The sequence below is a fragment of the Streptomyces armeniacus genome (genome assembly GCF_003355155.1).
GTDB lineage: Bacteria > Actinomycetota > Actinomycetes > Streptomycetales > Streptomycetaceae > Streptomyces > Streptomyces armeniacus.
In genome coordinates, this window is the sequence record NZ_CP031320.1 from 5,904,685 (window position 1) to 5,929,207 (window position 24,523).

A 24,523-nucleotide genomic window follows, 5' to 3' on the forward strand; every position below is an offset into this window, starting at 1 on the left:
ACACGCCTGCGACGTGGCCGAGTTCCTGGCTGCCATGCGGCAACTCAAAGAACGGTCCGGCCTGACATACCGGCAACTGGAAGAGCGCCGCCGCCGAACGGGGAGAGGTGTGGCTGCGGGCGCGGGAAGAGGTCGCGCAGCGGCCGCACGCTGACGGCGGCCCGGACGGGCAGCCGTCCTGGCGCGCCCGCCTCGCCTCCGTCGCGCGCCTGGTCCGTCTGACGGGCCTCGCCGGGCGGCCGCGCCGGCTCACCGCCGTACTGGCGTCGCTGGCCCTGCTCGCGGTCGTGGCCGTCACCGCCCGCATGCTGACCGGATCCGGTTCGGGTTCCGGCTCCGGTGGTGCGGACGGCGACACCGCCTCGCGCAAGGGCCCGGCGGCGGCCTCCCAGCCGGCGGCGCCGAGCGGGGCGGCGGCGCTGCCGGACGGCCCCGTACGCATCCGGCCCGTCCTCGCGGACGGCCTGTGCCTGACCGACGGGGAGGCACGCGCGTACGGGTCGCTGGTGGCGGTGCAGCGGCCCTGCGGCGAAGTGGCGCCGCAGGAGACGACGTTGGTGCCGCTGGGCGGGAACGCGTACCGCATCCAGTGGTACCACCCGGACCACGGCAAGGGCTGTCTGAAGGTGCTCACCTCGGGGCCCGGCGCCGGGCTGCTGGAACCGTGGGACGCGTGCGAGAAGACCACGCGGTTCGCGGTCGAGCCGTACGGGCCGGCCGAGACGTCCGCACCGGGGCAGGAGGACCGGTTCGTGTTCCGCGTGGACGGTGAGCGGTGCGTGGCCGTCAAGGGCGCGTCCGTGACCGAGGGCGCGGAGGCGGTCGTCGAGCCGTGCGGGCGGAAGGACAGCCAGGTGTTCGTGATCGAGCCGGCGGCCCGAGCGGCGGGACGGACGAGGTGGGACCGGTGCCGCCGCCGTGTGAGCACGGAGTGGGGCGGCGGCACCGGCCGTCCTGCCGTACGGCGGGCTGGTGCCGTACGGCGGCCGTACGGTCCGGCGGGCCAGGGCGGCCCCGCCGGACCGGTCGGCCGGCCTGGTCGGACGGTCACGCGGTCACGCGGTCACGTGGCCGGACGGTGAGGCCGTCAGGCGCGGTGGCGGCCCAGGGCGGCGCGGCGGCGGAGCGTCGCGAAGACGACGCCCGTGCCGATCGCGAGCACCGCGGCGCCGCCGACGGCGATGCCGGTGGTGCTGCCGTCGCCGCCGGTCTCGGCGAGGTCCGGCTTGGCGTCCTTGGCGTCCTTGGCGTCCTCGGCGGCTGCGGCGTCCGCGCCGTCCTTCGCGCCGTTCGGCTTCAGACCCGACTCACCCGACTCCTCGGAGTGCCCCGTTCCGCTGCCGTGCGCGTCGTGCGCGTCCTTCCCGTCGTCGCCGCCGTGACCGCCGTGGTCGACCGTCGACCTTTCGCTGCCCCCGGCGATCTGCCTGTCGGAGGGAGCGGCGGGCGCCGCGCCCGCGTCCGAGCCGCTCTTCGTGCCGTTCGCGCTTCCGCCGCCGCCGCCGAAGTCGACGTCGGAGCAGGTGTAGAACGCCTCCGGGCTGTCCGAGCGCTGCCAGACGCTGTAGACGAGGTGGCGCCCGGACCGCTCGGGGATCTTCCCGTCAAAGACGTACGAGCCGTTCTCCAGCTTCGGGTTCGTGACCTCCGCGAACGGCTCCGCCTCCAGGTCGGACCACTTCAGCGGCTTCGACGGGTCGTAGCCCTCCTTGGTGACGTACAGCTGGAACGTCCCCTTGTGCGGCGCGGTCGCCTTGTACTTGAACGTGTGCGCGCCCGCCGCCACGTCGCTCGCCGGCCAGTCGGCCCGCGCCAGGTCCAGGCCCTTGTACTTGTCGCGGCCCGCGCTGCACAGCTTGCCGTCCGGGATGATCTCCTTGTGCTTGCCGGCGGCGTTCGGGATGTTCACCTCGTTCCAGTCGTAGAACGCCTGCGTGCCGCTCGCCTCGACGGCCGCCTTGCACGCCGCCGACTGCGGGCTCTCCGGCCCCTCGGCGAAGCACGCCGCGACCCGGCTCACCGGGTCGGACATCGATCCGTGCGAGGTCGCGGTCTCCGCGGTCGTCAGTACGAGTGCGAGCGGCGCGACGCCGCACGCCGCGGTTCGGACGGCGATCCGGCGGGCGGTCTCGGCGCCCTGCGCTGTCCAGGCTGTCCGAACGGTCATCGTGGGGCTCCTTCGGCTGCTGCGGGGGGTGGTGAAGGTGTCGATCAGCACGCTAGCCAGCGAAATCGCCCCGGCGGCCGCTCTTACGGAGCGCTTAAGGAAGCGATCACGGGCAGCTAAGGCTCGTACCGCACGGGTGGCCGGGCAGCCGCCCGCGGCGGCATCGGCACCGGTGCCCGAGGGGCTGATCCGTGCAGGGAAATATCCGGAAACGCGGCGCGGGAGTAGCGTCGTAGGTATGAACACCGCAGCGAAGCCCCGGGCGGAGCGGCGGTGCGGACGACACCTGCTCGCCCCGCTGCTGGCAGCACTCATCGCCGCCCTCGTACTGGCCGGCCTCACGGCGACCGCGGCCCCCGCGGCCTCCGGGTCAGCCGCGTCAGCCGCGCCTGCCGCGCCCGCCGCGGACGGCCCGAACGGCCTCGACAAGGCGGCCGCCGCCCTCCGCGACGGCCCCGTCTACGTCGACCCGCGTGCCGCCGACCAGCTGTCCGCCGCCGAAGCCGACCGGCTCGCCCGCACCATCGAACGTGCGGACGCGCCCGTCTTCGTCGCCGTCCTGCCGGACGCCGCCGAGTTCGACCCGCAGACGCTGTTCCAGGACCTGCGTACGAAGGTCGGCGTCACAGGCGTGTACGCGGTCGCGCTCGGCGACCGCTTCGCGGCGCGCGCCGACTCGTCGGTGATGTCGCAGGACGCCGTCACCAACCTCTCCGGCGCGGTGGAGCGTTCGGACCGCGGCGACGTACGCGCGATGGTCACCGAGTTCGCCGACCAGGCCGCCCAGCAGGCGGACGGGCAGGCCCCGGCCTCCTGGGACGGCGCCGCCGACCGCGGCACCGGCACGGGCGGCGTGGCCGTACTGATCGGGCTGCTCGCCGTACTCGCCGTCATCACCGGCGGCGCCCTGGTCGCCGGCCGCAACCGCCGCAAGCGCCGTGCCGAACGGGACCGCGAGCAGCTCGAGACGCTGCGGCCGGTGGTCGACGAGGACATCACGGCGTTCGGCGAGGAACTGGACCGCATCGACTTCTCCCCGTCCGCCCCCGCGATGGACGACGCGATGCGCGCCGACTACCAGAGCGCCCTGGACTCGTACGAGAACGCCAAGTCCCGCATGGACGCGGCCCGCCGCCCCCACGACGTACGGAAGGTCACCGAAGCCCTCGAGGACGGCCGCTTCGCCCTGGCCACCCTGGAGGCCCGGCGCGACGGCGGCCCGCTGCCGGAACGGCGCGCCCCGTGCTTCTTCGACCCCCGGCACGGCCCGTCCGTCAAGGACGAACCCTGGTCACCCGCCGGCGGCACCGAACGCATGGTCCCGGTCTGCGCCGCCGACGCCGCCCGCCTCGCGGAGGGCACGGAACCCGACGGCCGCGAGGTCGACACCCCGTCCGGCCGCCGCCCGTACTGGGAGGCGGGTCCCGCGTACGGCCCCTGGGCCTACGGCTACTTCGGCGGCGGCCTCCTCCCGGGCCTGCTCACGGGCACGATGCTGGGCAGCATGCTCAGCGGCCCGTACGCGTACGGCGGCGGCTTCGGCGCGGGCGACGGCGGTGACGCCGGAGGCGACTACGGCGGCGGCGACGCGTCGGGCGCCGACTTCAACTCCGGTGACTTCGGCGGCTTCGGAGGCGGCTTCGGCGGGGGAGGCGATTTCGGCGGCGGCTTCTGACGGCAGCCGAGCGCGGCCTCAGCCCGGCGTCCGGCGGCGGGCGGGCCCGGCGTCGGCGTGCCGGAGCAGTGGCCTCAGCGGCGGGCGTGGCGGATCTTCAGGCGGCCGTAACCCATCGCCCCCGAGATCCGGATCGTCGGGCCGCCGTGCCCGGAACCGCGCCCGGGGCGCCGGGGCGGCCTGTAACGCGAGTCCTTCCAGCCCGTGCTGAGGCCCTCGATGTCGACGGTCGCGTGGCGCGGCACCGTGATCCGGGCGCGGCCGGTGCCGAGTTGCAGTTCGATGTCGACCACCGGGTGCGCGATGACGGCCCGGGACAGGTCCAGGTGCACGCGTCCGAACGCGGACTCGACCCTGAGGGTCCGGGGTACGAGCCATGCGCCGCGCCGCCGGATGCGTCCGCCGTAGGCGGCGATCGTGGACGTGGTGTCCGGCTCCTCCGGCAGCGAGTCCAGGGCGGACGCGAGTTCGCCGGTCGCCGTGGCGGTGAGCGCCTGGTCGAGGCGTGCGTCCATCTCCTCGTGGGAGAGGTGCCCTTCGGCGTACGCCTCCCGGAGGCGCCGCACGGCCGCGTCGCGGTCGTCTTCGGTGAGGCGGGGCCGGCCACTTCGGCGTAGTGCGTAGGCACCAGACACGCGGGTGGCTGGTCCGCGCGCACCAAGGGAAGACGGCGTCGGCGGACGATGCCCCGCCGGGGCGCCGACAGGGAGTGTGGGAGACGCGTGAATCCCGCGAATTTCCCTTTCTGCACGGCGTCTGGAGTGATCAACAGGTGGCTACGTATCTCTACCGGATCGGACGGTGGGCCTTCCGGCGCCGCCGGCTCGTGGGTGGTCTGTGGCTGGGGGCCCTGATTCTTGCCGTCGCCGCCGCCGCTGTGGCGCCGGCCGGGGAGGAAGAGGACCTCTCCATGCCCGGCACGGAGTCGCAGCAGGCGTTCGACCTGCTGGACGAGCGCTTCCCCGACAGCAACTCCCAGGGGGCCGAGGCCCGCCTGGTGTTCCAGGCCCCGGACGGGCAGAAGGTCACGGCCGGTGAGCACAGGGCGGCCGTCAAGGACACGCTCGGTTCGCTGGACGGCGGCAAGCAGGTCGCGTCGACCACGGACCCGTACGAGACCGGAGCCGTCAGCAAGGACGGCACCATCGCGTACTCGACGATCACCTACACCGAGGGAGCCGTCGACCTGACCGAGCCGACGAAGGCCGCTCTCGAGGACGCCGCGGGCGAGGCCCGTGACGCGGGGCTGACCGTGGAGATCGGCGGCTCGGCGCTGGAGTCGGAGGAGGAACCGGGCGGTACGACCGAGATGATCGGCGTAGCGGTCGCCGCACTGGTGCTGATCGTCGCCCTCGGGTCGCTGGTCGCGGCCGGACTGTCGCTGCTGACCGCGATCGTGGGCGTGGTCATCTCGTTCGGGCTGATCACCGCGCTGGCCGCGCCGCTGGGCCTGACGTCCACCGTCAGCATCCTGGCGCTGATGCTGGGGCTGGCCGTCGGCATCGACTACGCGCTCTTCATCACCTCCCGCTTCCGCGACGAACTCGCCCAGGGCAGCGAACCGGAGGAGGCCGCCGGACGGGCGGTCGGCACGGCCGGATCCGCCGTCGTCTTCGCGGGCGCGACCGTCTTCATCGCCCTGGTCGGGCTGGGGGTCGTCGGCATCCCCGAACTCACCAGGATCGGCATGGGCGGCGCGGGCGCCGTGGGCCTCGCCGTACTCGTCGCACTGACCCTGGTCCCCGCGCTGTTCGGCATGTTCGGCCACCGGCGGATCCTGCCCCGCAAGGCCCGCAAGGCCACCCGGCCGGGCGGTGAACGCCCGCACCGGGCGGGCGCCGCGGCCGGCAAGCAGGGGCTCGGCACCCGCTGGGCGCGGTTCGTGCTGCGCCGGCCCGTGCCCGTGCTGATGATCGCCGGACTCGGTCTCGGCGCCGTCGCCGTACCCGCGCTGAGCCTCGAACTCGGGCTGCCCGGAGACGAGACCAAGTCGACGGAGACCACCGAGCGCCGTGCCTACGACCTGCTGTCGGAGGGCTTCGGCCCCGGCTTCAACGGCCCGCTGACCGTGGTCGTGGACACGCCGGAGTCCGGTGACACCGAGGCCGCCACGGACCAGGTCGTGCAGACCGTACGGGGCCTGGACGGCGTCGCGTCGGTCGGTGACCCGGCTCTCAGCGAGAGCAAGGACACCGCCGTCCTCACCGCCGTTCCGGAGACCGCGCCGACCAGCGGCGAGACCAAGGACCTGGTGAACGAGATCCGGGGCGCGGTCTCCGGCGTGGAGGCGAACACCGGCGCCGCCGTCCTGGTGACCGGCACCACCGCGATGAACATCGACATCTCCGAGGCGATGTCCGACGCCCTCATCCCCTATCTGTCCGTGGTCATCGGCCTGGCGGTGCTCCTGCTGCTGGTGGTCTTCCGCTCGGTCCTGGTGCCGATCAAGGCCGCGCTCGGCTTCCTCCTGTCGGTGGGTGCCGCGTTCGGAGTCCTCGTCGCCGTGTTCCAGTGGGGCTGGGGGGCGGACCTGGTCGGCATCGAGACGACCGGACCGGTCATGTCGCTGATGCCGATCCTCATCATCGGCATCGTGTTCGGTCTCGCCATGGACTACGAGGTCTTCCTCCTCAGCCGGATGCGGGAGTCGTACGCCCACGGTGCGTCGCCCGGCGAGGCGGTGGTCACCGGGTTCCGGCACAGCGGGCGCGTGGTGGCCGCGGCGGCGATCATCATGGTCAGCGTGTTCGCCGGGTTCATCGGGATCCACATGCCGACCATCCAGACGATGGGAGTCGGCCTGGCCGCGGCCGTCGCGTTCGACGCCTTCGTGGTCCGGATGGCGATCGTGCCCGCGGTCCTGGCGCTGCTCGGCCACCGGGCGTGGTGGCTGCCCCGTATCCTGAACCGCGTGCTGCCGAATGTGGACATCGAGGGTGAGGCACTGAGCAGGCATGCCACGGGCGCACCGTCCGTACCGCCCGTGCCGCCCGAGCCGGCGCCCCAGCCCGTGCCGGACGCGGCCTCGCCGCGGCAGCCCGTCGACTGGTACTGAGCCGGCCATGGCGCACAGAGCAGACGGGGTCCCGCCACCACGCCGTACGTGGTGGCGGGAGGGGGCGGTCATCGCGACGGCGTTCGCGCTCTGCCTGCTCGGCGGCGTGCTGCAGGAAGACGGCAGGACGCTGTCGGCGCCGCCTGCCGCCGCCTACTTCATCGCCGTGGCGTCCTGTGCCGTGCTGCCGGTACGGCACAGGGCGCCGCTGGCCGCCATGGCGGCCACCACCGTGTGCGGGGTGCTGGTGCCGCTCCTGGGCGTCATGCTGACCCCGCTCACCATCGCTCCCGCCGTCATCACCGCCTACACGCTCACCGCGCGCACCCAGCGGCACGCGCTGAGCGCGGTGTCGCTCACCTCCGCGGCGCTGCTGGTCGCCTTCACCCCCCTGCTCGGGGCCCTCTCCTGGAAGGACGCGAGCAGGATGGGGGTGGTGGCGGCGTTCCCGCTGGTGGCCGGCCTGGTCGGGTTCTCGGTGCACAACCGGCGGGCCTATCTGGCGGCCATGGAGGAGCGGGCCCAGCGCGCCGAGCAGACGCGGGAGAGCGAGGCGCGCCGGAGAGTGTCCGAGGAGCGGGTGCGCATCGCCCGGGAGCTGCACGACCTCGTGGCCCACCAGATCACCCTGGCCAACGCGCAGGCCACGGTCGCCTCCCACCTCTTCGACGCCCGCCCGGAGCAGACCCGCAAGAGCCTGAAGGAACTCGTCGAGACCACCAGCGACGCGCTCGACGACCTGCGGGCCACCGTCGGTCTGCTGCGGCAGACCGGGGACGCGGCCACGTCCGACGAGCCGGCGCCCGGACTGTCCCGGCTGCCCACGCTCCTCGAGTCCTTCCGCCGCGCGGAACTCGAGGTGTCGCTGCACCAGGAGGGCACGGCCAGACCGCTGCCGCCGGGAGTCGACCTCACCGCGTACCGCATCGTCCAGGAGGCCCTGACCAACGTGACCAAGCACGCCAGCAGCGGCAGCGCCCGGGTGCGCCTCGTCTGGAGCCGCGACCACGTCACCATCACCGTCGCCGACGACGGAGGAGGCGCCCGTACGACGCCGGCCGCGGTCGCCAAAACGGGTGCCTCCACGGCGCCGGAGCGCGCGCCCGGGTACGGTCTCATCGGGATGCGCGAACGTGCCACCGCGGTCGGCGGACAACTCTCCGCGGGCAGCCGCCCGGAGGGCGGCTTCCTCGTCTCCACCCGGCTGCCCGTCCCGCCCGCCAAGGACACGGCGCCGGGGACCGACGGAGCGACCACCACGGAGGAGCGCATGGCCGACGGAGCGACAGGCGACGGACGTACGGGCCACGGAGAGGCCGGTCAGGCCGGTCAGGCCGGGCAGGCCGGGCAGGCCGGGCAGGCGGGGGAGGCGCCGTGACGCTCCGAGTGCTGCTCGCCGATGACCAGGCACTGCTGCGCAGCGCCTTCCGGATGCTGCTCGACACCGCCGACGACATCACCGTGGTCGGCGAGGCCGCCGACGGCAGGGAGGCGGTGAGACTCACCCGGGAACTGCGCCCGGACGTGGTGATCATGGACATCCGCATGCCCGAAGTGGACGGTCTCACGGCCACCTCGGAAATCTGCGCGGACCCGGAGCTGCGCGGCAGCCGCATCCTGATCCTCACCACGTACGAGACCGACGAGTACGTCGCACAGGCGCTGCGCGCCGGGGCCGGCGGCTTCATCGGCAAGGGCATCGGGGCCGAGGACCTGGTGGCCGCCGTGCGTACGATCGCCGACGGCGACACGCTGCTGTCGCCCACCGCGACCCGCTCCCTGGTCGCCCGCTTCCTGGCCACCCCGGAACCCCCGGCGCACCAGCCCGAACAGCTCGCGGTGCTCACCCCGCGCGAACGCGAGATGGTGGCGCTGGTCGCGACCGGCCTGTCCAACCACGAGATCGCCGAGCAGATGTTCCTCAGCCCGTTCACCGTACGCGCCCACGTGCAGCGCGCCATGACGAAGCTGGAGGCCCGCGACCGGGCCCAACTCGTCGTCATCGCCTACCGCACGGGCCTGGCCCACGCCGCCCCCGACGGCGGTGCCGCCCCCGGGGGCGGCACCGACCGCCTGCCGTAGCCCGCGCGGACCGGGCCACGGCGCGGGGGTCACGGCGTCACGGGGTCACGGCGTCGTGGGTCACGGGATCACGGCGAACTCGGGCAGCACAAGAGCCGAGTGGGCCGACCGCGGTGGCGCGGAGGGCATGGTGACGAGGTCGCGCAGCATGCTGTTGCGCTGCTCCAGAGCCCGCTCCGTGGTGGGGAAGAGGGTGGCCGCGCCGTTGTCGACGAGTGCCTGGTTCACCGCCGCGAACTCGCGGAGGCCGCTCTCGTACGCGGCGAACGCGGCGGTGTGGTCCGGGTGCGCGGCCAGGGAGTTGGCCAGCATGTAGGCGCCGGCCAGGGCGAGGCTGGAGCCCTGCCCGGTGAGGAACGAGGGCGCGTACGCGGCGTCGCCGACGAGCGCGACGCGGCCGCTGGACCAGTGGGGCATACGGATCTGGCCGGCCGTGTCGAAGAACAGGTCGTCCGCGTCGCGCATGGCCTTGACGATGGCGGGGACTTCCCAGCCCGCGTCCGCGAACACCGCGGCGACCAGGTCCCGTTGGGTGCCGGGGTTCCGGAGGGCGTCCAGGGGCGGTGCGGGCTGGTGGAAGTTCAGGAAGGCGTGCAGCTCGTGGCTGTCGCCGACGGCGTAGAGGGCCGCGGCCTTCCCCGGGGTGTTCCACAGCACGAGCTCGCGGGAGAGCCCGAAGGTGTTCGGCATGGTGAATATGGCGAAGGCGTAGCCGAGATGGCGGTGGAACCGCTCCTCGGACCCGAACAGCGACTCCCGCGTCTGCGAGTGCATCCCGTCGGCACCGACCACCAGGTCGAACGTGCGCTGCCGCCCGCTGCGGAACGTCACGTCGACACCCCGCTCGTACTGGTCGAGGGTGGCGATGGAGTCGTTGAACAGGAACTCCACGTCGTCGCGGACCGCCGCGTAGAGGATCTCGGCCAGATCGCCGCGGCGCACCTCGAGGTCCTGCCCCTCGACGCTGCCGGCGACGGTGGCCGGGCTGAGCGCGGCCAGCGTGCTGCCGTCGGCGTCGAGGAACGTGGCGAGACGCGAGTCGGTGTGTACGTCCCGCAGTTGCGGCAGTATCCCCATCCGCCGCACGACCTCGATCGCGGTACCGCGGATGTCGATCGGGTAGCCGCCGGCGCGCAGCGCGCCGGCCTTCTCCACCACGGTGACGGCGAAGCCGCCCCGGTGCAGCCAGTACGCCAGCGCGGGTCCGGAGATGCTGGCTCCGGAGATCAGCACGCTGCGGCGCGCGGGGGTGTTCACTCCCCCGGACAGACCGGCGAGTGTCATGCCTGGGCTCCCTTCTTCGTGAAGCGGACAAAGAGCAGCGACAGCGCGGCGACGAGACCGGCGACGACGAAGCCGGTGACGAAGGCCGATTCGGGCGGCATGCCCGACGAGTCGGCCGCGGCGTCGAGGATCGCGCCGCCGACCTGGGCGCCCAGCGCGACGCCGACCACGCGTGTCACCACGAGCAGGCTGGTGGCGATGCCGGTGTCCTTGGTCTCGATGGAGGTGGCGGTGTTGACCAGCAGCGCCGTACTCGCGACGCCCGCGGCGAACCCGGTCAGCACCTTCGCGAGGACGAGCTGCCATTCCGAGCCGTGCACCGACGCCAGGGCGAGCAGTGTGGCCGCCGTGACGACGGCCCCCGCGGCGACCACGGCACGCGGATGGAAGCGCCGCGCCGCGATCCCGCCGACCGAGTCGCTCACCGACCCGGCGATGGCGCCGGGCAGCAGGAACAGTCCGATGTCGGTGGTGCTGGCTCCGAAGCCGTATCCGTCACCCGGCACCCCGAACAGCTGCGGGAGCAGATAGAGCACCATCCCGGAGCTGACGGTGATGATGAAGGTGAGCACGCACGCGTTCCACATCGCGGGCTTCGCCAGCATGCGCAGGTCGACCATCGGCGAGACGGCACGGCGTTCGACGGCGACCCATCCGGTCGCGAGGGCGGCCACGGCCAGCGCGAGGCCGACGACCGCGAACGGCGGCAGGCCGGAGCCCGTCACCTTCACGAGCCCGAGCATGAACGTGAGCAGGGTGGCGCTCAGCAGCGCCACTCCGGGCCAGTCGATCCTGTTGTCCGTACGGACCGGCGGATCATGCGGCATCAGCCGCATCACGACCAGCGTCGTCACGGTGATCGCGATCGTCGGTATCGCGAACATCCAGTGCCAGGACAGGTTTTCCGAGATCGGCCCGGGGATCACCGTTCCCACCATGCCGCCGCCCGTGAACAGCCCCATGACCACCCCCATCGCCACCTGCGACTGTCGCGGCGGGAGGTGTTTGCGCACCAGGATGAACGAGAGGGGCAGCGCGCCCACCATGGCGCCCTGCAGCACCTGGCCGAGCAGCAGCACCGGCAGGTTCGGCGCCAGGCTGGCCAGCAGACCGCCGGCCGCGACCACGGCCATCAGCCAGACCAGCACCCGCTTTCCGCCGAAGCGGTCGCCGAGTTTGCCCGCGACGGGTGCGACGACCGCGCCGGTGACGAGGAAGGCGTTGCCGATCAGCGCCCCTTCGCCAGGGGTGACCTCCAGTTCGCGTTGCAGCTGCGGGAGCGCGGGCTCCACCACCGTCTGCAGGGTGCCGAGGGAGAGTGCCAGGATGCCGAGGGCACCTATCGACAGTTTCCCGATGCGGGCCGGGGCATCCGTAGCCTCGGACACAGACAACTTCGTCGTCACCTGTTGATCACTCCAGCCGCTGGGCGAGGGGGGATTGCGCGGGATTGGCGCGCCCCCACGATCGCCCCCGGCGCCCGGCCCGGCATCGTTCCGCGCCACCGACTCGCCCTGGTGCGCACGGACCAGCCGCGCGCGCGTCCTGGTCCGTGCGCACTACGGATCCGTTGCCACCCCGACCCGTCCGAGCGACCTACGGCGAGGACGTGCGGGCGGCTTTACGACGCGCGCGGCACAGCGTTACGACGCGCGCGGCGCAGCGTTACGACGCGCGCGGCGCGAATTTCGTCGTCTCGAACGACGCCTTGTCGCCGCGCGTCGTGCCGTCCGTGAGCCACCAGTGCGTCGGGTGCTTGCCGTACAGGCCGAACAGCGTGCCCGGCCCCCAGTTCAGGAGCAGTTCGTCCGTGCCGTCCCCGTCGAAGTCGCCTGCTCCCGCGGGCCGCGCGTGCCGCCACTTCGCCGGCGTCTTCTCGCCGCCCGCCTTCGCGGGCCCTCGGCGCAGCACCTGCGTGCGCTCGTCGCCGTCGAGGGGCGTGTCGATGAGCGTGGCGCCCTCGTACGTGGCGACCAGCAGGCCGTCGCGGCCGTCTCCGTCGGGGTCGGCGGCGGCGTAACCGCCGGGCCCGTAGTAGGTGGTGGCGTCCTCCGGCGTCTCGGGCAGCTCGCGGGTGACCGGTTCGGCGCCGCCGCCGGGGTAGACGGCGAAGCTGCCGCCGACTTCGGGCGCCTCCGTCTCGTAGCCGGGCTCGTTGTTGCGGCTGCCGTCGTCGCCGACGGCGACGTCGCGCGTGCCGTCGCCGTCGAAGTCGCCGAAGGCGTGGGCGTTTCCGACGCGCAGCTTCCTGCCCTCGGGGGACAGGCCGGTGCCGCGGCGGGCCGGGTAGAGGGTGTTGCCGGTCTGCTCGCCGTCGCTGACGTCGTGCAGCAGCAGGGAGGTGGCGCGCGGCTTGCCGGAGGGGTCGATGGCGTCCGCGACGAGGTCGCCCTCGTCCCAGGGCACGCCGGTGTCGGTGCGCGCGGGGGCGCCGGACCGCGTGAACGGCCCGTACAGCAGCACCAGCGACGGCTCGTTCCGGGCGGGTGCGGCGAGGTCGTGGTGCCCGTCGCCGTCGAAGTCGCCGCGTACGACGTCCTCGACGCCGAGTTTCGACACATTGCCCGGCAGCCGTACGGGAGTCGCGTCGGGGCCGTCCTCCGAACCCGCCGGGGGCCCGCCGGGACCGCCCCAGGACACGTACGGGGCGGCGTGCGCGGCGGAGACGTGCCCGTCGGTGGCCTGCTCGCCCTCGACGTCCGTGATGAAGTCCGCGTAGCCGTCGCCGTCCAGGTCGGCGGTGAGGACGTCCTCCGCGGCGACGTCGTCGGACCGCGCCGGAGCGGACGGTTCAGGGCCCGACGGCCCCGCGTCGGACGGCCCTTCGGGCCGGTCCGGGGGAGTCGGCTGGGGCAGGCCGAGGGCGCGGCGCCCGTGCACCGTACGGGTCGCGGGGTCGAGGCCCTCGGCGGAGCCGTAGACGACGGCGACGCGTTCGTGGCGGTTCTGGTCGCCCGCCTTTCCGCCGACCGTGACGGGGACGAGGAGGTCGCGGTGCCCGTCGCCGTTGATGTCGTCCGGGTCCTTCGACCCCTTCCCCTCGGCCGGTGCGCGACTCTCGGTCGGCGCGACGGGCACTCCGGCGGCCGGACTCCGGCCGCCCGAGGCGGTCTCCCCGTCTCCGCCGCCGCATGCGGTGAGCGGGACGAGTACGGCGCAGACGGCGCTCACGGCGAGGGCGCGCCGGGCACCCCGGGCACCCCGGGCAACGGCGGGAAAGGTCATCCCCACACCCTCACATCACCACCCGCGCCCCCTCCAGGGGGGTCGCGGGCGGGAGTCGTGGAGTGCGCGTACGGAGTCGTGGAGCCTCGCGGACGCGGCGAACACAACGACCACAACTCTCCTTAAGACCACAAGCGAGACAGCGGGCCGCCCCGTAGGAAACATGTGGGCGGCCTCACACATCGGCGATCCCGTCCCGGCCTGTCCCCAACCGGCCTGTCCCCAACCGGCCTGTCCCCGACCCCTCGTCCCCATCTCCCCACCCACATACGGAAGGCGGTGTCACGCGTGCGTCTGCGCACCACCCTCGCTCTGCTCGGGGCGGCGCTGCTCGTGTTCGTCGGGCCGCCGCTGCTCACCTCGGGCAGCGGCGCCGAGACCGGCACCAACATCCCCGGCCTCCAGATCATGGTGCCCAACACCCCCGGCGGCGGTTACGACATCACCGCGCGCACGGCGGGCAAGGACGCCGAGGACGCCGGGCTCAACCACAACATCGAGGTGTTCAACCTGCCCGGCGCGGGCGGCACCGTCGGACTCAGCCGCGTTGTCAACGAGCGCGGCAACGGCAAGCTCGCCATGCTCATGGGCCTCGGCGTGGTCGGCGCGGCCGAGACGAACCACTCGCCGTCCGCGCTCAGCGACACCACCCCGATCGCGCGGCTCGTGGAGGAGCCGAACATCGTCGTGGTCGCCAAGGACTCGAAGTACAAGACGTTCGAGCAACTCCGCGCCGACTGGGTGAAGAAGCCCGGTTCGGTGCCGGTCGGCGGCGGTTCCTCGCCCGGCGGCCCCGACCATCTGGCGCCGATGATGATGGCGCGCGCCGCGGGCATCGAGCCCAAGTCGGTGAACTACGTGCCGTTCGACGGCGGCGGCGAGCTGCTCGCCTCCGTACTCGGCGGCAAGGTCGCCTTCGGCGTGTCCGGGCTCGGCGAGTACCGCGACCAGATCAAGTCCGGCGAGCTGCGGTTGCTGGCGGTCACCGGGCCGGAACCGGTCGCGGAGTTCGACGCGCCGACCCTCAAGGAGACGGGCCTGGACGTCGAGTTCACCAACTGGCGCGGCGTCGTCGCCCCGCCCGGCCTGAGCGAGCAGCAACGCGACCGGCTGATCCGCTTCTTCCGCAAGCTGCACGGCACGGAGCAGTGGCGGAAGTCGCTCAAGCGGAACGGCTGGGACGACGCGTTCCTGACCGGCGAGAAGTACGGGCGCTTCCTGACCGCTCAGGAGAAGCGCGCCGACTCGGTGCTGAAGGAGCTTGGACTGTGAACGACCCGACCGGAAACGACCCCGACGTAAACGGCCCCGACGTTAACGGCCCCGGGGCCCGGCCCGAAACCGACACCGAAACCGGACGCGGATCCGGAGCCGCCGCCGGAGCGTCCGACGACCGACCACTCCCGAAGGGCGCCCCCTCCCCCCAGGGCGCCTCCGTCCCCGACGGCGCGACCACCCCCCACAGCGCCGTCGGGGACGGCCTCACCGGCTGGCGGGCCGCCCTGCGCGGACGCTCCGAACTCGGCGTCTGCGTACTGCTGCTGGCCGTCGGCGTTCTCGTCCTGACCGACGCCATGACCATGGACACCAGCTTCGCCCAGCGCGGACCCGTCGGCCCGAAGACCGTGCCGTACGTCGTCGGCGCCGGCCTGCTGGCCGTCGCCGTGCTGCTGGCCGTCGACGTACTTCGCGGCGGCCGCGGCGAGGCCGAGGGCGGCGAGGACGTCGACCTCGACGAGCCCGGCGACTGGCGTACGGTCGCGCTGCTGGCCGGGATCTTCCTCGCCAACGCCGCGCTCATCGGGCCGATCGGCTTCCCGGCGTCCGGCGCGCTGCTGTTCTGGGGCTCCGCCTACGCACTGGGCAGCCGCAATCCGGGCCGCGATCCGCTCATCGCGGCCGTGCTCTCGGTGTTCACCTTCGTCGTCTTCAACAACCTGCTGGGCGTTCCCCTGCCCGGCGGCCCGCTGATGGAGGTGCTGTAGCCACCATGGACTCACTCAACTCCCTCCTCGACGGCTTCGGCACGGCGCTGTCCCCGCTCAACCTGCTGCGGGCCGCGGTCGGCGTACTGCTCGGCACCGCCATCGGCGTACTGCCCGGCATCGGCCCGGCGATGGCCGTCGCGCTGCTGCTCCCGGTCACGTACGGGCTGGACCCGACGGGCGCGTTCATCATGTTCGCCGGCATCTACTACGGCGGCATGTTCGGCGGTTCGACGACCTCGATCCTGCTGAACACTCCCGGCGAGAGCGCCGCCGTCGTCGCCGCCATCGAGGGCAACCCGATGGCACGCGCCGGGCGCGGCGCGCAGGCCCTGGCGGCGGCCGCCATCGGCCACTTCACCGGCGGCATCATCGGCACCATCGCGCTCGTGGCGCTGGCGCCCGCGGTGGCGGAGCTCGCCGTCGACATCGGCGCGCCCGACTACTTCGCCATCATGGTGCTCGCCTTCATCGCCGTCACCTCCGTGCTCGGCAGCTCGCGCGTCCGCGGCTTCGCCTCGCTGCTGATCGGCCTCACGCTCGGACTCGTCGGGCTGGACCAGATGACGGGGCAGGAGCGGCTCACGTTCGGCAGCCTGGAGCTGTCGGACGGCATCGACGTCGTCATCGTCGCCGTCGGACTGTTCGCGATCGGCGAGGCTCTGTGGGTCGCGGCCCATCTGCGCCGTACGGCGGGGCAGTCCATCCCCGTCGGCCGCCCCTGGCTGGACAAGTCGGACCTGCGGCGCACGTGGAAGCCCTGGCTGCGCGGGCCGGCGATCGGCTTCCCGTTCGGCGCGATCCCGGCGGGCGGCGCGGAGATCCCGACGTTCCTCTCGTACGTCACCGAGAAGCGGCTCTCCAAGCACCCCGAGGAGTTCGGCAAGGGCGCCATCGAGGGCGTCGCCGGGCCCGAGTCGGCCTCGTCCGCCTCCGCGGCGGGCACCCTCGGCTCGATGCTCACGCTCGGCCTGCCGACGACCGCCACGGCGGCGGTGATGCTGGCCGCGTTCCAGCAGTACGGCATCCAGCCGGGACCGCTGCTCTTCGAGCGCGAGGCCGACCTGGTGTGGGGGCTGATCGCGTCGCTGTTCGTCGGCATGGTGCTGCTGCTGGTGCTCAACCTGCCGCTGGCACCGGTGTGGGCGAAGCTGCTGCGCATCCCGCGGCCGTACCTCTACGCGGGCATCCTCTTCTTCGCGGCGGTCGGCGCGTACGCGATCGGCGGCCAGGCCATCGACCTGGTGATCCTGCTCGTCATCGGGCTGATCGGGCTCATGATGCGGCGCTACGGGCTGCCCGTGCTGCCCGCGGTCATCGGCGTCATCCTCGGCCCGAGCGCCGAACTCCAGCTGCGCCGCGCGCTCCAGCTGAGCGACGGCAGCGTGTCGGGGCTGGTCAACACGCCGTTCTCGGTGACGGTGTACGCGCTGATCGCGCTGCTGCTGGCGTGGCCGTGGCTGAAGCGGCTGCTGCCGAAGGGGCGCAAGGGCGCGCGTACGGGCGCGGTCGCCCGTACGGGCGGCGGCCCGGACGCCGACTCGGACGCCGGCCCGGACGCCGGCCCGGACGCTGCGGCGGAGGACCGCGGCTAGCCCCGCCCACCGTCCGTTCCGGAACGCGAAAGTGCCTTCCGCGCCGGGGCGGCGAACCTTTTCGAGGGGGTTCGCCGCACCCGGCGGAAGGCACTTTCCCCGTGGGGGAGCGGCCGTATGTCTCCGGAGCGGAACCCGGAGCGCTTTACGGACGTACACTCGGCACATGAGTCGTACGGGCGTCAGCGGGATGTGCCCGCACCGGGCAGCCCCCGGTGTGGTGGCGAGCTGCCGCACCGCCGCCCTGCACGGGCACGGCTAGCGACCTTCGCGGGTTCACCGCTTACCGCCCGGGGCGATCCCGTACGGGCTTCCCCGCCCCTGCCTCCGCGCCCATGTGTGAGCAGCGCGGCGCGCACCGCTTCGCCCCCGCACACCGCGTACGCCCGCACAGCACATGGCGCCTACGCGCTCCACTTCCCACCGCGGCTTCGGCGCACCGCCGTCGCCGTGCTCCCGGCGCTGGCCGCACAACGGCCGAGCCACCCTCGAAGGGACGACCATCTTGAAGTTGAGCGAGCTGCTGGCCGGACAGAACCACCACGTCCTTCAGGGCGACCCCGGGGAAACGCACATCACCGCCGGCACCGCTTTCGACGCGGACCGCGTGGCGCCGGGATCGCTGTACGTCGCGGTGCCCGGACATCTGGCGGGCGGCCCCGGCACGGTCGCCCCCGCCCTCGCACGGGGCGCGGCGGCGGTCCTCGTGGAGGACGACTGCGAGCTGCCGGCGGCAGCGGAGGGCGCGTGCGTCGTACGGGTGCCGGACGCCCGCGTCACCGCCGCCGTCGTCGCCTCCCGCTACTACGGCGAACCCGGGCGGAGCATGGACATGGTGGCCGTCACGGGCACCAACGGGAAGACCTCCGTCTCGTACATGGTCGAGTCCGTGCTGCGGATCTCCGAGGGGGTACGGGCAGGGGTCATCGGCACGGCAGGCAGCCGGATCGGCGACGAGCTGATCCCCATGCCCCGGTCGGTGCTGACGACGCCGGAGTCGCCCGACCTCCAGTACCTCCTGGGGTGCATGCGTGACCGAGCGGTGGGCACCGTGGTGCTGGAGGCCACGTCCATGGGCCTGCTGACGCACCGCGTCGACCGCACCTTCGTCGACGTGGGCGTCTTCACCAACCTCAGCCAGGACCACCTGGACGACCACGGCACGATGGACGACTACCGAGACGCCAAACTCAGGCTGTTCCAGGGCCTGTGCCGGCACGCGGTCGTCAACGCCGACGACCCGGTGGGCGCCGGCATCGGCAAGCTGATGCCGGGCGCGGTCACCACGTACGCCCTCGACGCCGAGGCCGACTACCGGGCCACCGATCTGGTCGTGGACGCCTCGGGGACCCGCTTCACCCTCCACCACGACGGCCGCAAGTACCCGGCCGCGATCCCGGCCCCCGGCCGGTTCTCGGTGGCCAACGCCCTGGCCACGGTCGCGGCCTGCCACACCCTGGGGCACGACCTCGCCGGGCTGGTCTCGGCGCTGGAGCGGATGCCGCAGATTCCGGGCCGGTTCGAGCGCGTCACGACGTCCTCCGGCACCTCGGTCATCGTGGACTACGCCCACTCCCCGGACTCCCTGAACAAGGTGCTCGCCACCATCCGCGGCTTCGCCCGGTCGAAGGTCATCACCGTCTTCGGCTGCGGCGGCGACCGGGACACCACCAAGCGGGCCGAGATGGGCACGATCGCCGGGACACACTCCGACCTGTGCGTCCTCACCTCCGACAACCCGCGCAACGAGGACCCCGAGGCGATCCTGGACCAGGTCGCCCCGGGCATCGAGGAGACGGGCACGCCGTACGAGCGCTTCGCCGACCGGCGCGGCGCCATCGGTTTCGCGCTGTCGGCGGCCGGCCCGGACGACATCGTCCTGGTCGCGGGGAAGGGCAGCGAGCCGTACCAGATCGTCGGTGACGCGCTGATCCCGTTCAGCGACACGGCCACGGTGCGGGAGCTCGCGGGAGTCCTCCCGGCGGACCGGGGCGGCCGGCCCGCCGTGCGGTAGGTGCACGGTCCGGTCCGTCCGGCCCCGGTCGAGTCGGCCCCGGTCCGGCTCGGCCCGGACCCGGCTTGGTTACGTTTGAGCGAACGCGCGTACGAGGCCGGCGGCCGTTCCCGGTACCGTATGTGCCGTGGCCAACCACGTGAACGGGGAGCGGAGTTGACAACCGAGGGCCGGCGCGGCCTGCGCGCACTGATCGTCGGGGCGGGGATCGCCGGACTGAGCACGGCGCTCAGCCTGCATGCCGCCGGGGCACGGGACGGCGTCGTCGTCATCGACGCGTCCCGGCGGCTGCTGCCCGTCGGCGCGGGCATCAACCTCCAGCCGCACGCCGTACGGGAACTCACCGAGCTGGGCCTCGGCGACCAGCTGGCGGCGGTGGCCGCCGAACCGCGCGAACTCGTCTACACCGACCGGCACGGCAACACCATCGCGAGCCACCCGCGCGGCCGGTACGCGGGCTACCGCTGGCCCCAGCTCTCCGTACACCGCGGCGAGTTGCAGCGGGTGCTGCTCGACGCCGTACGGGAGCGGCTCGGGCCCGACGTCGTACGGACGGGGCTGGCGCTGGAACGGTACGAGCAGCGCGCCGACGGCGTGACGGCGGTGCTGCGGCGCCGTACGGCGGACGAGACGGCTCCCGAGGAGCCCCCGGGAAGCGGCACCGAGACGCTGGACACGGATGTGCTCGTCGGCTGCGACGGCCTCTACTCCGCCGTGCGCCGCCAGTTGCACCCGGACGAGGGCGAACCCCGCTGGAACGGCATCTGGATGTGGCGCGGCGTCACGGAGGCCCCGCTTCCGCTGGACGGCCGCACGATGATCGTCGCGGGCAGCTACCGGCCCGCGCGCGCCGTCGTCTACCCGCTGGGCGACGGACAGGTCAACTGGGTCGCCGAGGTCCGCACGTCGGAACCCGGCGCCGTACACTCCGCCGACTGGTCACGCGAGGGCCGGCTCGCGGACGTACTCCCGCACTACGACCACTGGCGCATCGACGGCCTCGACGTGGCGGCGCTGCTGCGTACGACGCCGCACATCCTGGAGTACCCGATGGTCGACCGCGACCCGCTCGACTCCTGGGGCCGCGGCCGCGTCACCCTGCTCGGCGACGCCGCCCACCCGATGCTGCCGGTCGGCTCCAACGGCGGCTCGCAGGCCATCCTCGACGCCCGCGCCCTCGCCTGGGGCCTCTCCCGGCACCCGGACGACCCGGCGGCAGGCCTGCGCGCGTACGAGGACGCCCGGCGCGGCCCGGCGAACGACATCCTCACCGTCTGCCGCGACATGACCCCGGACCGCGTCCTGAACACGGTCGCGGAACGCGCCCCGGACGGCTTCCGCCGCGTCGAGGACGTGCTGACGCCGACGGAACTGGACGTGATGCGGGAGGGCACGCGGCGGGCGATGGACATGGACGTGGCGTCCCTCAACTCCCAGCCCTCGTGGTCCCCCGCTCCCGCCCCCGACCCCATGTGTGGGGTGTGCTGGTGTTGGGTGCTGGTTTCGTTGTGTTTCGGTGGTCATAGCGTGAGGGAAACGCCCGGTTACATTCCGAACCCGGAAGCTAAGCCTTTCTGCGCCGATGGTACTGCATACGGGAGTGTGTGGGAGAGTAGGACACCGCCGAACTATCTTTGACAGCCGTGGTCCCAGGATTTCGATCCTGGGACCACGGCTATTTTGCGTTCCGTCATCCCCAGTTCACGTTGCGCGGGAAGCATCCGCCCCATGGGGACAACACAGTTGATGGACGCCGGGCTCCGCGCCGGCGACGAGGTTGTTCTGCCCGCGTACGGCGGTGGCGAGGTCGCCCAAGCCGTCCGTGAGACGGGAGCACGCCCGGTCGTTGTCGACATCGAGCCCCGGAGCCTGTGCATAGATCCGTTGGCTGTCGCCGCCGCCGTCACCGGACGGACCGCCGCGATAGCTCCCGTACACCTCTTCGGCCATCCCGCCGACATGGTGCGGCTGCAAGACCTGGCGGAGCGGCACGAGTTGCGGACGGTCGAGTTCGGCATGCCGCCCCGTGCGCGGTCGTTGGACGCCGTACGCCGCCGCAAGCATGCCGCCTATCTGTCCTCACGTCTCACCGGCGTCATGGTGCCGTCCGTGGCGCAGGGTGCGGAGCACGCGTACGACGAGTACGTGGTGCGGGTGCCCGGGAACGGGCGGCCGGACCGGGACGCGTTCAAGCACGCCCTCCGGTCGCGCGGCGTCCCGTGCTGGGTGCCCGTGAAGATACCCGTGCACTGGATGCCGGGCTTCCGTTCCGGTGAGCGCCTACCCGAGGCCGAGCGGGCAGCGGACGAGTGCCTGGCCCTGCCGATCGACGCGTCGATGACGAAGCGCGAACTGCAGCGCGTGGTGTCGGCCTGCAACGCGCTCGGGGGGCTGCTGCTCGAGCCCGCCTGCTGAGCCCCCCGCACCCAGAGCGGGCGCTGAGCCCTCAACGACGAAGCACCCTCGAGCCGGCCGTCAGGCCGGCTCGCCCTGCTGCACCGGCACCCGCATTGCCAGGATGGCCATGTCGTCGGACGGTGCGGCACTCGCGAAGCGCTCGACCGTACGCATGATGCGCGCCGCCACCGCGCCGGCGTTGAGTCCCGTACACGCGGTGAGGGCGTCGACGAGGCCGTCGTCGCCGAGCATGCGGGTGCCCTCGCGGCGTTCGGTCACGCCGTCCGTGACGCAGAGCAGGACGTCGCCCGGGTCGAGGACGACCGTCTCCTCGTACAGCTCGAGATCGTCCATCACGCCGAGCAGCGGCTGCGGTTCCGCGGCGGTGGCGACAGTGCCGTTCGGGCGGAGCCGGAGCGGCAGCGGGTGTCCCGCGCAGACCACCTTGAGTTCGGCGCTGCCGTCCGCCTGCGGCCACAGCTCGCCGTAGAGCAGGGTGAGGAAGCGGCTGCGGGTGCCCTCGTCGAGGATGGCGGCGTTGAGCCGTTCCAGCACGGCGGGGCCGCCGAAGCCCTCGCGGGCCAGCAGCCGCAGCGCGTGCCGGGCGAGGCCGGTGACGGCGGCGGCCTCCGGGCCGGTGCCGCAGACGTCGCCGATGGCGAAGCCGTACGCGCCGTCGCGGATCTCGAAGACGTCGTAGAAGTCGCCGCCGACCTCGTTGCCCTCGCCCGCCGCGCGGTAGATGACCTCCACCTCGACGCCCGGCACTTCCGGGAGCTCCGGCGGCAGCAGGCTGCGCTGCAGGGACTGGCTGATGGCGGTGCGCTCCGAGTACAGCCGCGCGTTGTCGAGGGCGAGCGCGGCCCGGCGCGACAAGTCCTCGGCCAGCTCCAGGATTTCCTGCCGGAAGCGCTCGTCGGTGGGCTTGCCGAGGGTCAGCATGCCGATGACGCGGTTGCGCGCGACGAGCGGCAGCACCACCGTCTCGCCGCCGACCGCGGCCGCCGTGGCGAGGCTGGAGGCGGGGGAGAGGCGGTGGTCGCCCGAGTCCATTCCGGCGTTACGGAGCGACGTCCGCAGCGCGGCCGAGTGCGCCGCCTCCGTCGGGGCGGTCCACACGCGGGCGCCAGGGGTGGGCACCGGGTCGGGCGGATCGACCTTCCCCAGCAGTGCCTTGAGGCTGTCGATGCGGTCCTCGTCCTCGTGTAGCACGTACGAGAGCATGGGATCGGAGCCCTGGTCCGCGACCGTGTAGACGGCGCACCAGGTGGCCAGCGTGGGGACGGTCATCTGCGCCATCAGCGCGAGCGTCTGGTCCCGGTCGAGCGTGCCCGCGAGCAGGTCGGACGCCTCGACGAGGAACGACAGCGAACCGCGCCGCAGCCGCTCCAGCTCGGTCAGCCGGGCCCGTTCGACGGCCAGGGCGATGCGGTCGGCGGCGAACTGGAGGCGCAGCGCCTCCTCGTTCGTGTAGCGCGTCGGTGCCTCGGTGGCGACCCCGAGCGAGCCGGTGAGCCGCCCCTCGACCTTCAGCGGGACGGTGACCACCGAGCGCATCCCGGTGCCGGACAGCAGCGGGACCGCTCCCGGCACCACGCTGAGGTCCTCGTGGACCGACGGCATACGGGCGGAGCCGTACCGTCCGCTGCCGCCCTCGACCGGCACGCGCGCGAACCGCTGGCGCGCCGCCGGCAGCCCGGTGGAGGCGCGTACCTCGAGCTCGGTCTCGTCGTCCGTGGCCAGGAGCAGATACGCGGCGTCGCCGTCGAGCATGTCGCGGGCGCGCTCGACCGTACGCTGCAGCAGCCCGTCCAGGTCGTCGGGTGCCGGTGAGCCGATGAAGACCTCGAACGGGTCGGCCGTGGAGCGCTCCTGCCCGTCGTGGCCGGACGCGGCGTCCGGGGCCGGGGCGCGCTGCGGCGACTGGAGCACGGCGCGCTCGTGGTCGGGGACCAGCAGGCACACGGTGGACGGCTCGCCGTCGCTGTCGCGGACGCGGAGGTGGGAGGCGTAGACGGGGACCGTACGGCCCTCGTGGTCCCGTACGCCGTACGAGCCCTCCCAGCGGGACAGCAGCAGCGCCTCCGCGATGCCGGTGCCGGTGCCGGGGGTGTGCGGCCAGGCGGCGAGGTCGGTGAGGGGCTTGCCGATGACCTGCTCCGGTGCGTAGCCGAAGAGTTCCTGCGCGTCGGTGTTCCAGGCGGAGACGGCGCCGCCGCGGTCCACCTGCACGACACCGACCCGCACCCGGGTCGCGGCGACGGGCAGCGCCGTGTCCGGCACGGCCGGCCCGGCGGAACGGGTGCCGACGGGGCGGTCGGGGAGGTCGAGGTGGAACCAGACGCGCTTGTCGGCCGCGGTGTAGTCGACGCCCCAGCGGGAGGCGAGCGCGGCGCAGAGCAGCAGGCCGCGGCCGCCCTCGCGGTCGGGGCTGCCGGGCGGCTGGCCGGCGTCGTGCAGCGGAAGCTCACGTTCGGGGTAGTGGTCGGCGACCTCGACCCGTACGCCCTCGGCGTCGCGGAAGCAGACCACGTCCGCGGCGGTGCCGGCGTGCACGACGGCGTTGGTGACCAGCTCGCTGGTCAGGACGACCGCGTCGTCCACGATGTCGCCGAGGCCCCACCCCTGCAGGGTGTCGCGCACGAAGCCACGGGCGGCCGCGACGGAGCGCCCGACCGGCTCGAACGTGGCCGCGGCCCGTGCGGTGATCACTGGTCTCCCCATGGCTGTCTGGTCACTGCCCGTGTCTACGGGTGTGCGCTGGGCGCCGATCGCGGCCGCCTGCTCCCGCTCGGCGCTCTTCTCTGGCATTCCCCGGCGCCCCTCCATTGCCGTAGTGCTCGCTCCGCCGCCCGACCCGGTGCACCGGAGCGAATGGACAGCCGGATGCCAGGTTACTTACGTTCGCAGGGTGCGCGGGTGCCGGATGCCGGTGTTTTCCCCAGCCGAACGTGTCAGGAGCGTGGTATGCCATGCTGCCGAACTGTTATCGCCTGGTTCGGGCGGGGTGAAACACTGGGAAGGCTCGAAGCAATGCCCGGGTA

The 24,523-nt window shown here is 73.1% G+C and carries 16 protein-coding genes, 1 rRNA gene and 1 pseudogene; 12 read left to right on the forward strand and 6 right to left on the reverse strand.

The features are described from left to right. The first annotated feature begins 107 nt into the window (after positions 1-107). Complete coding sequence (locus tag DVA86_RS25725) at positions 108-1,082, forward strand: RICIN domain-containing protein (RefSeq protein WP_208885627.1); 975 nt, start codon at positions 108-110, stop codon at positions 1,080-1,082. A 5-nt stretch (positions 1,083-1,087) separates the two neighbouring features. On the opposite strand, the gene DVA86_RS25730 is transcribed toward DVA86_RS25725, so the two are convergent. Next, positions 1,088-2,167, reverse strand: coding sequence for a lytic polysaccharide monooxygenase (locus tag DVA86_RS25730; protein ID WP_208881815.1), 1,080 nt, complete (start codon positions 2,165-2,167; stop codon positions 1,088-1,090). Between the two features lie 238 nt (positions 2,168-2,405). Between DVA86_RS25730 and DVA86_RS25735 the strand changes: the two genes are divergently transcribed. After that, positions 2,406-3,842 (forward strand): hypothetical protein, encoded by a 1,437-nt coding sequence (locus DVA86_RS25735; protein ID WP_245997156.1) that lies wholly within the window; start codon positions 2,406-2,408, stop codon positions 3,840-3,842. 74 nt (positions 3,843-3,916) lie between these two features. Here the strand turns inward: DVA86_RS25735 and DVA86_RS25740 are convergent, their stop codons facing one another. After that, a complete protein-coding gene (locus tag DVA86_RS25740; protein ID WP_208881817.1) occupies positions 3,917-4,477 on the reverse strand; it encodes a DUF1707 SHOCT-like domain-containing protein in 561 nt (186 codons plus the stop codon). Between the two features lie 137 nt (positions 4,478-4,614). Here DVA86_RS25740 and DVA86_RS25745 point away from each other — a divergent pair, with 137 nt between their 5' ends. Genes DVA86_RS25745 through DVA86_RS25755 form a run of 3 tightly spaced genes read left to right on the forward strand, consistent with a single transcriptional unit; the run spans position 4,615 to position 8,979 of the window. Next, entirely contained in the window at positions 4,615-6,897 is a 2,283-nt protein-coding gene (locus tag DVA86_RS25745) for an MMPL family transporter (protein WP_208881819.1), read from the forward strand. A 7-nt stretch (positions 6,898-6,904) separates the two neighbouring features. Beyond that, positions 6,905-8,275 carry a sensor histidine kinase gene (locus DVA86_RS25750; protein ID WP_208881820.1) on the forward strand — a complete coding sequence of 457 codons (1,371 nt, stop codon included), beginning with the start codon at positions 6,905-6,907 and terminating at the stop codon, positions 8,273-8,275. Beyond that, positions 8,272-8,979, forward strand: coding sequence for a response regulator transcription factor (locus tag DVA86_RS25755; RefSeq protein ID WP_208881821.1), 708 nt, complete (start codon positions 8,272-8,274; stop codon positions 8,977-8,979). Before DVA86_RS25750 ends, DVA86_RS25755 begins: the two co-directional genes overlap by 4 nt. Before the next feature lie 60 nt (positions 8,980-9,039). Here the strand turns inward: DVA86_RS25755 and DVA86_RS25760 are convergent, their stop codons facing one another. The 3 genes from DVA86_RS25760 to DVA86_RS25770 form a co-directional block, all read right to left on the reverse strand. Beyond that, positions 9,040-10,263, reverse strand: coding sequence for an FAD-dependent monooxygenase (locus DVA86_RS25760; protein WP_208881823.1), 1,224 nt, complete (start codon positions 10,261-10,263; stop codon positions 9,040-9,042). Then, positions 10,260-11,651 carry an MFS transporter gene (locus tag DVA86_RS25765; RefSeq protein ID WP_208881824.1) on the reverse strand — a complete coding sequence of 464 codons (1,392 nt, stop codon included), beginning with the start codon at positions 11,649-11,651 and terminating at the stop codon, positions 10,260-10,262. Before DVA86_RS25765 ends, DVA86_RS25760 begins: the two co-directional genes overlap by 4 nt. A 277-nt stretch (positions 11,652-11,928) precedes the next feature. After that, positions 11,929-13,488 carry a hypothetical protein gene (locus tag DVA86_RS25770; protein ID WP_208881826.1) on the reverse strand — a complete coding sequence of 520 codons (1,560 nt, stop codon included), beginning with the start codon at positions 13,486-13,488 and terminating at the stop codon, positions 11,929-11,931. Positions 13,489-13,776: 288 nt separating this feature from the next. Here DVA86_RS25770 and DVA86_RS25775 point away from each other — a divergent pair, with 288 nt between their 5' ends. The 7 genes and pseudogenes from DVA86_RS25775 (at position 13,777) to DVA86_RS25805 (ending at position 21,497) form a co-directional block, all read left to right on the forward strand. Further along, on the forward strand, positions 13,777-14,760 hold the full coding sequence (locus DVA86_RS25775) for a Bug family tripartite tricarboxylate transporter substrate binding protein (protein WP_208881828.1): 984 nt from the start codon (positions 13,777-13,779) through the stop codon (positions 14,758-14,760). After that, the gene (locus DVA86_RS25780; RefSeq protein WP_245997159.1) at positions 14,757-15,473 is read left to right on the forward strand and encodes a tripartite tricarboxylate transporter TctB family protein; all 717 of its coding nucleotides are present in this window, start codon (positions 14,757-14,759) and stop codon (positions 15,471-15,473) included. The genes DVA86_RS25775 and DVA86_RS25780 overlap by 4 nt, the downstream gene beginning before the upstream one ends. A 5-nt stretch (positions 15,474-15,478) precedes the next feature. Continuing rightward, complete coding sequence (locus DVA86_RS25785) at positions 15,479-17,068, forward strand: tripartite tricarboxylate transporter permease (RefSeq protein ID WP_245997161.1); 1,590 nt, start codon at positions 15,479-15,481, stop codon at positions 17,066-17,068. Between the two features lie 505 nt (positions 17,069-17,573). Beyond that, the gene (locus tag DVA86_RS25790) at positions 17,574-19,082 is read left to right on the forward strand and encodes a UDP-N-acetylmuramoyl-L-alanyl-D-glutamate--2,6-diaminopimelate ligase (protein WP_208881830.1); all 1,509 of its coding nucleotides are present in this window, start codon (positions 17,574-17,576) and stop codon (positions 19,080-19,082) included. 120 nt (positions 19,083-19,202) lie between these two features. Continuing rightward, positions 19,203-20,465 (forward strand): annotated as a pseudogene (locus tag DVA86_RS25795) (flavin-dependent oxidoreductase); the annotation flags it as partial. 129 nt (positions 20,466-20,594) lie between these two features. Continuing rightward, positions 20,595-20,711, forward strand: a 5S ribosomal RNA gene (rrf, locus tag DVA86_RS25800). Between the two features lie 99 nt (positions 20,712-20,810). Next, positions 20,811-21,497: a DegT/DnrJ/EryC1/StrS family aminotransferase gene (locus DVA86_RS25805; RefSeq protein ID WP_208881831.1), complete on the forward strand. Its 687-nt coding sequence runs from the start codon at positions 20,811-20,813 to the stop codon at positions 21,495-21,497. Positions 21,498-21,557: 60 nt separating this feature from the next. Here the strand turns inward: DVA86_RS25805 and DVA86_RS25810 are convergent, their stop codons facing one another. Beyond that, complete coding sequence (locus DVA86_RS25810) at positions 21,558-24,191, reverse strand: SpoIIE family protein phosphatase (RefSeq protein ID WP_425471000.1); 2,634 nt, start codon at positions 24,189-24,191, stop codon at positions 21,558-21,560. Between the last annotated feature and the right edge of the window lie 332 nt (positions 24,192-24,523).

Coding starts and splice junctions, on each gene's coding strand:
- DVA86_RS25785 (WP_245997161.1), top strand. CDS start 15,479: ATGGACTCACTCAACTCCCTCCTCGACGGCTTCGGCACGGCGCTGTCC.
- DVA86_RS25760 (WP_208881823.1), bottom strand. CDS start 10,263: ATGACACTCGCCGGTCTGTCCGGGGGAGTGAACACCCCCGCGCGCCGC.
- DVA86_RS25735 (WP_245997156.1), top strand. CDS start 2,406: ATGAACACCGCAGCGAAGCCCCGGGCGGAGCGGCGGTGCGGACGACAC.
- DVA86_RS25750 (WP_208881820.1), top strand. CDS start 6,905: ATGGCGCACAGAGCAGACGGGGTCCCGCCACCACGCCGTACGTGGTGG.
- DVA86_RS25770 (WP_208881826.1), bottom strand. CDS start 13,488: ATGACCTTTCCCGCCGTTGCCCGGGGTGCCCGGGGTGCCCGGCGCGCC.
- DVA86_RS25805 (WP_208881831.1), top strand. CDS start 20,811: ATGGGGACAACACAGTTGATGGACGCCGGGCTCCGCGCCGGCGACGAG.
- DVA86_RS25730 (WP_208881815.1), bottom strand. CDS start 2,167: ATGACCGTTCGGACAGCCTGGACAGCGCAGGGCGCCGAGACCGCCCGC.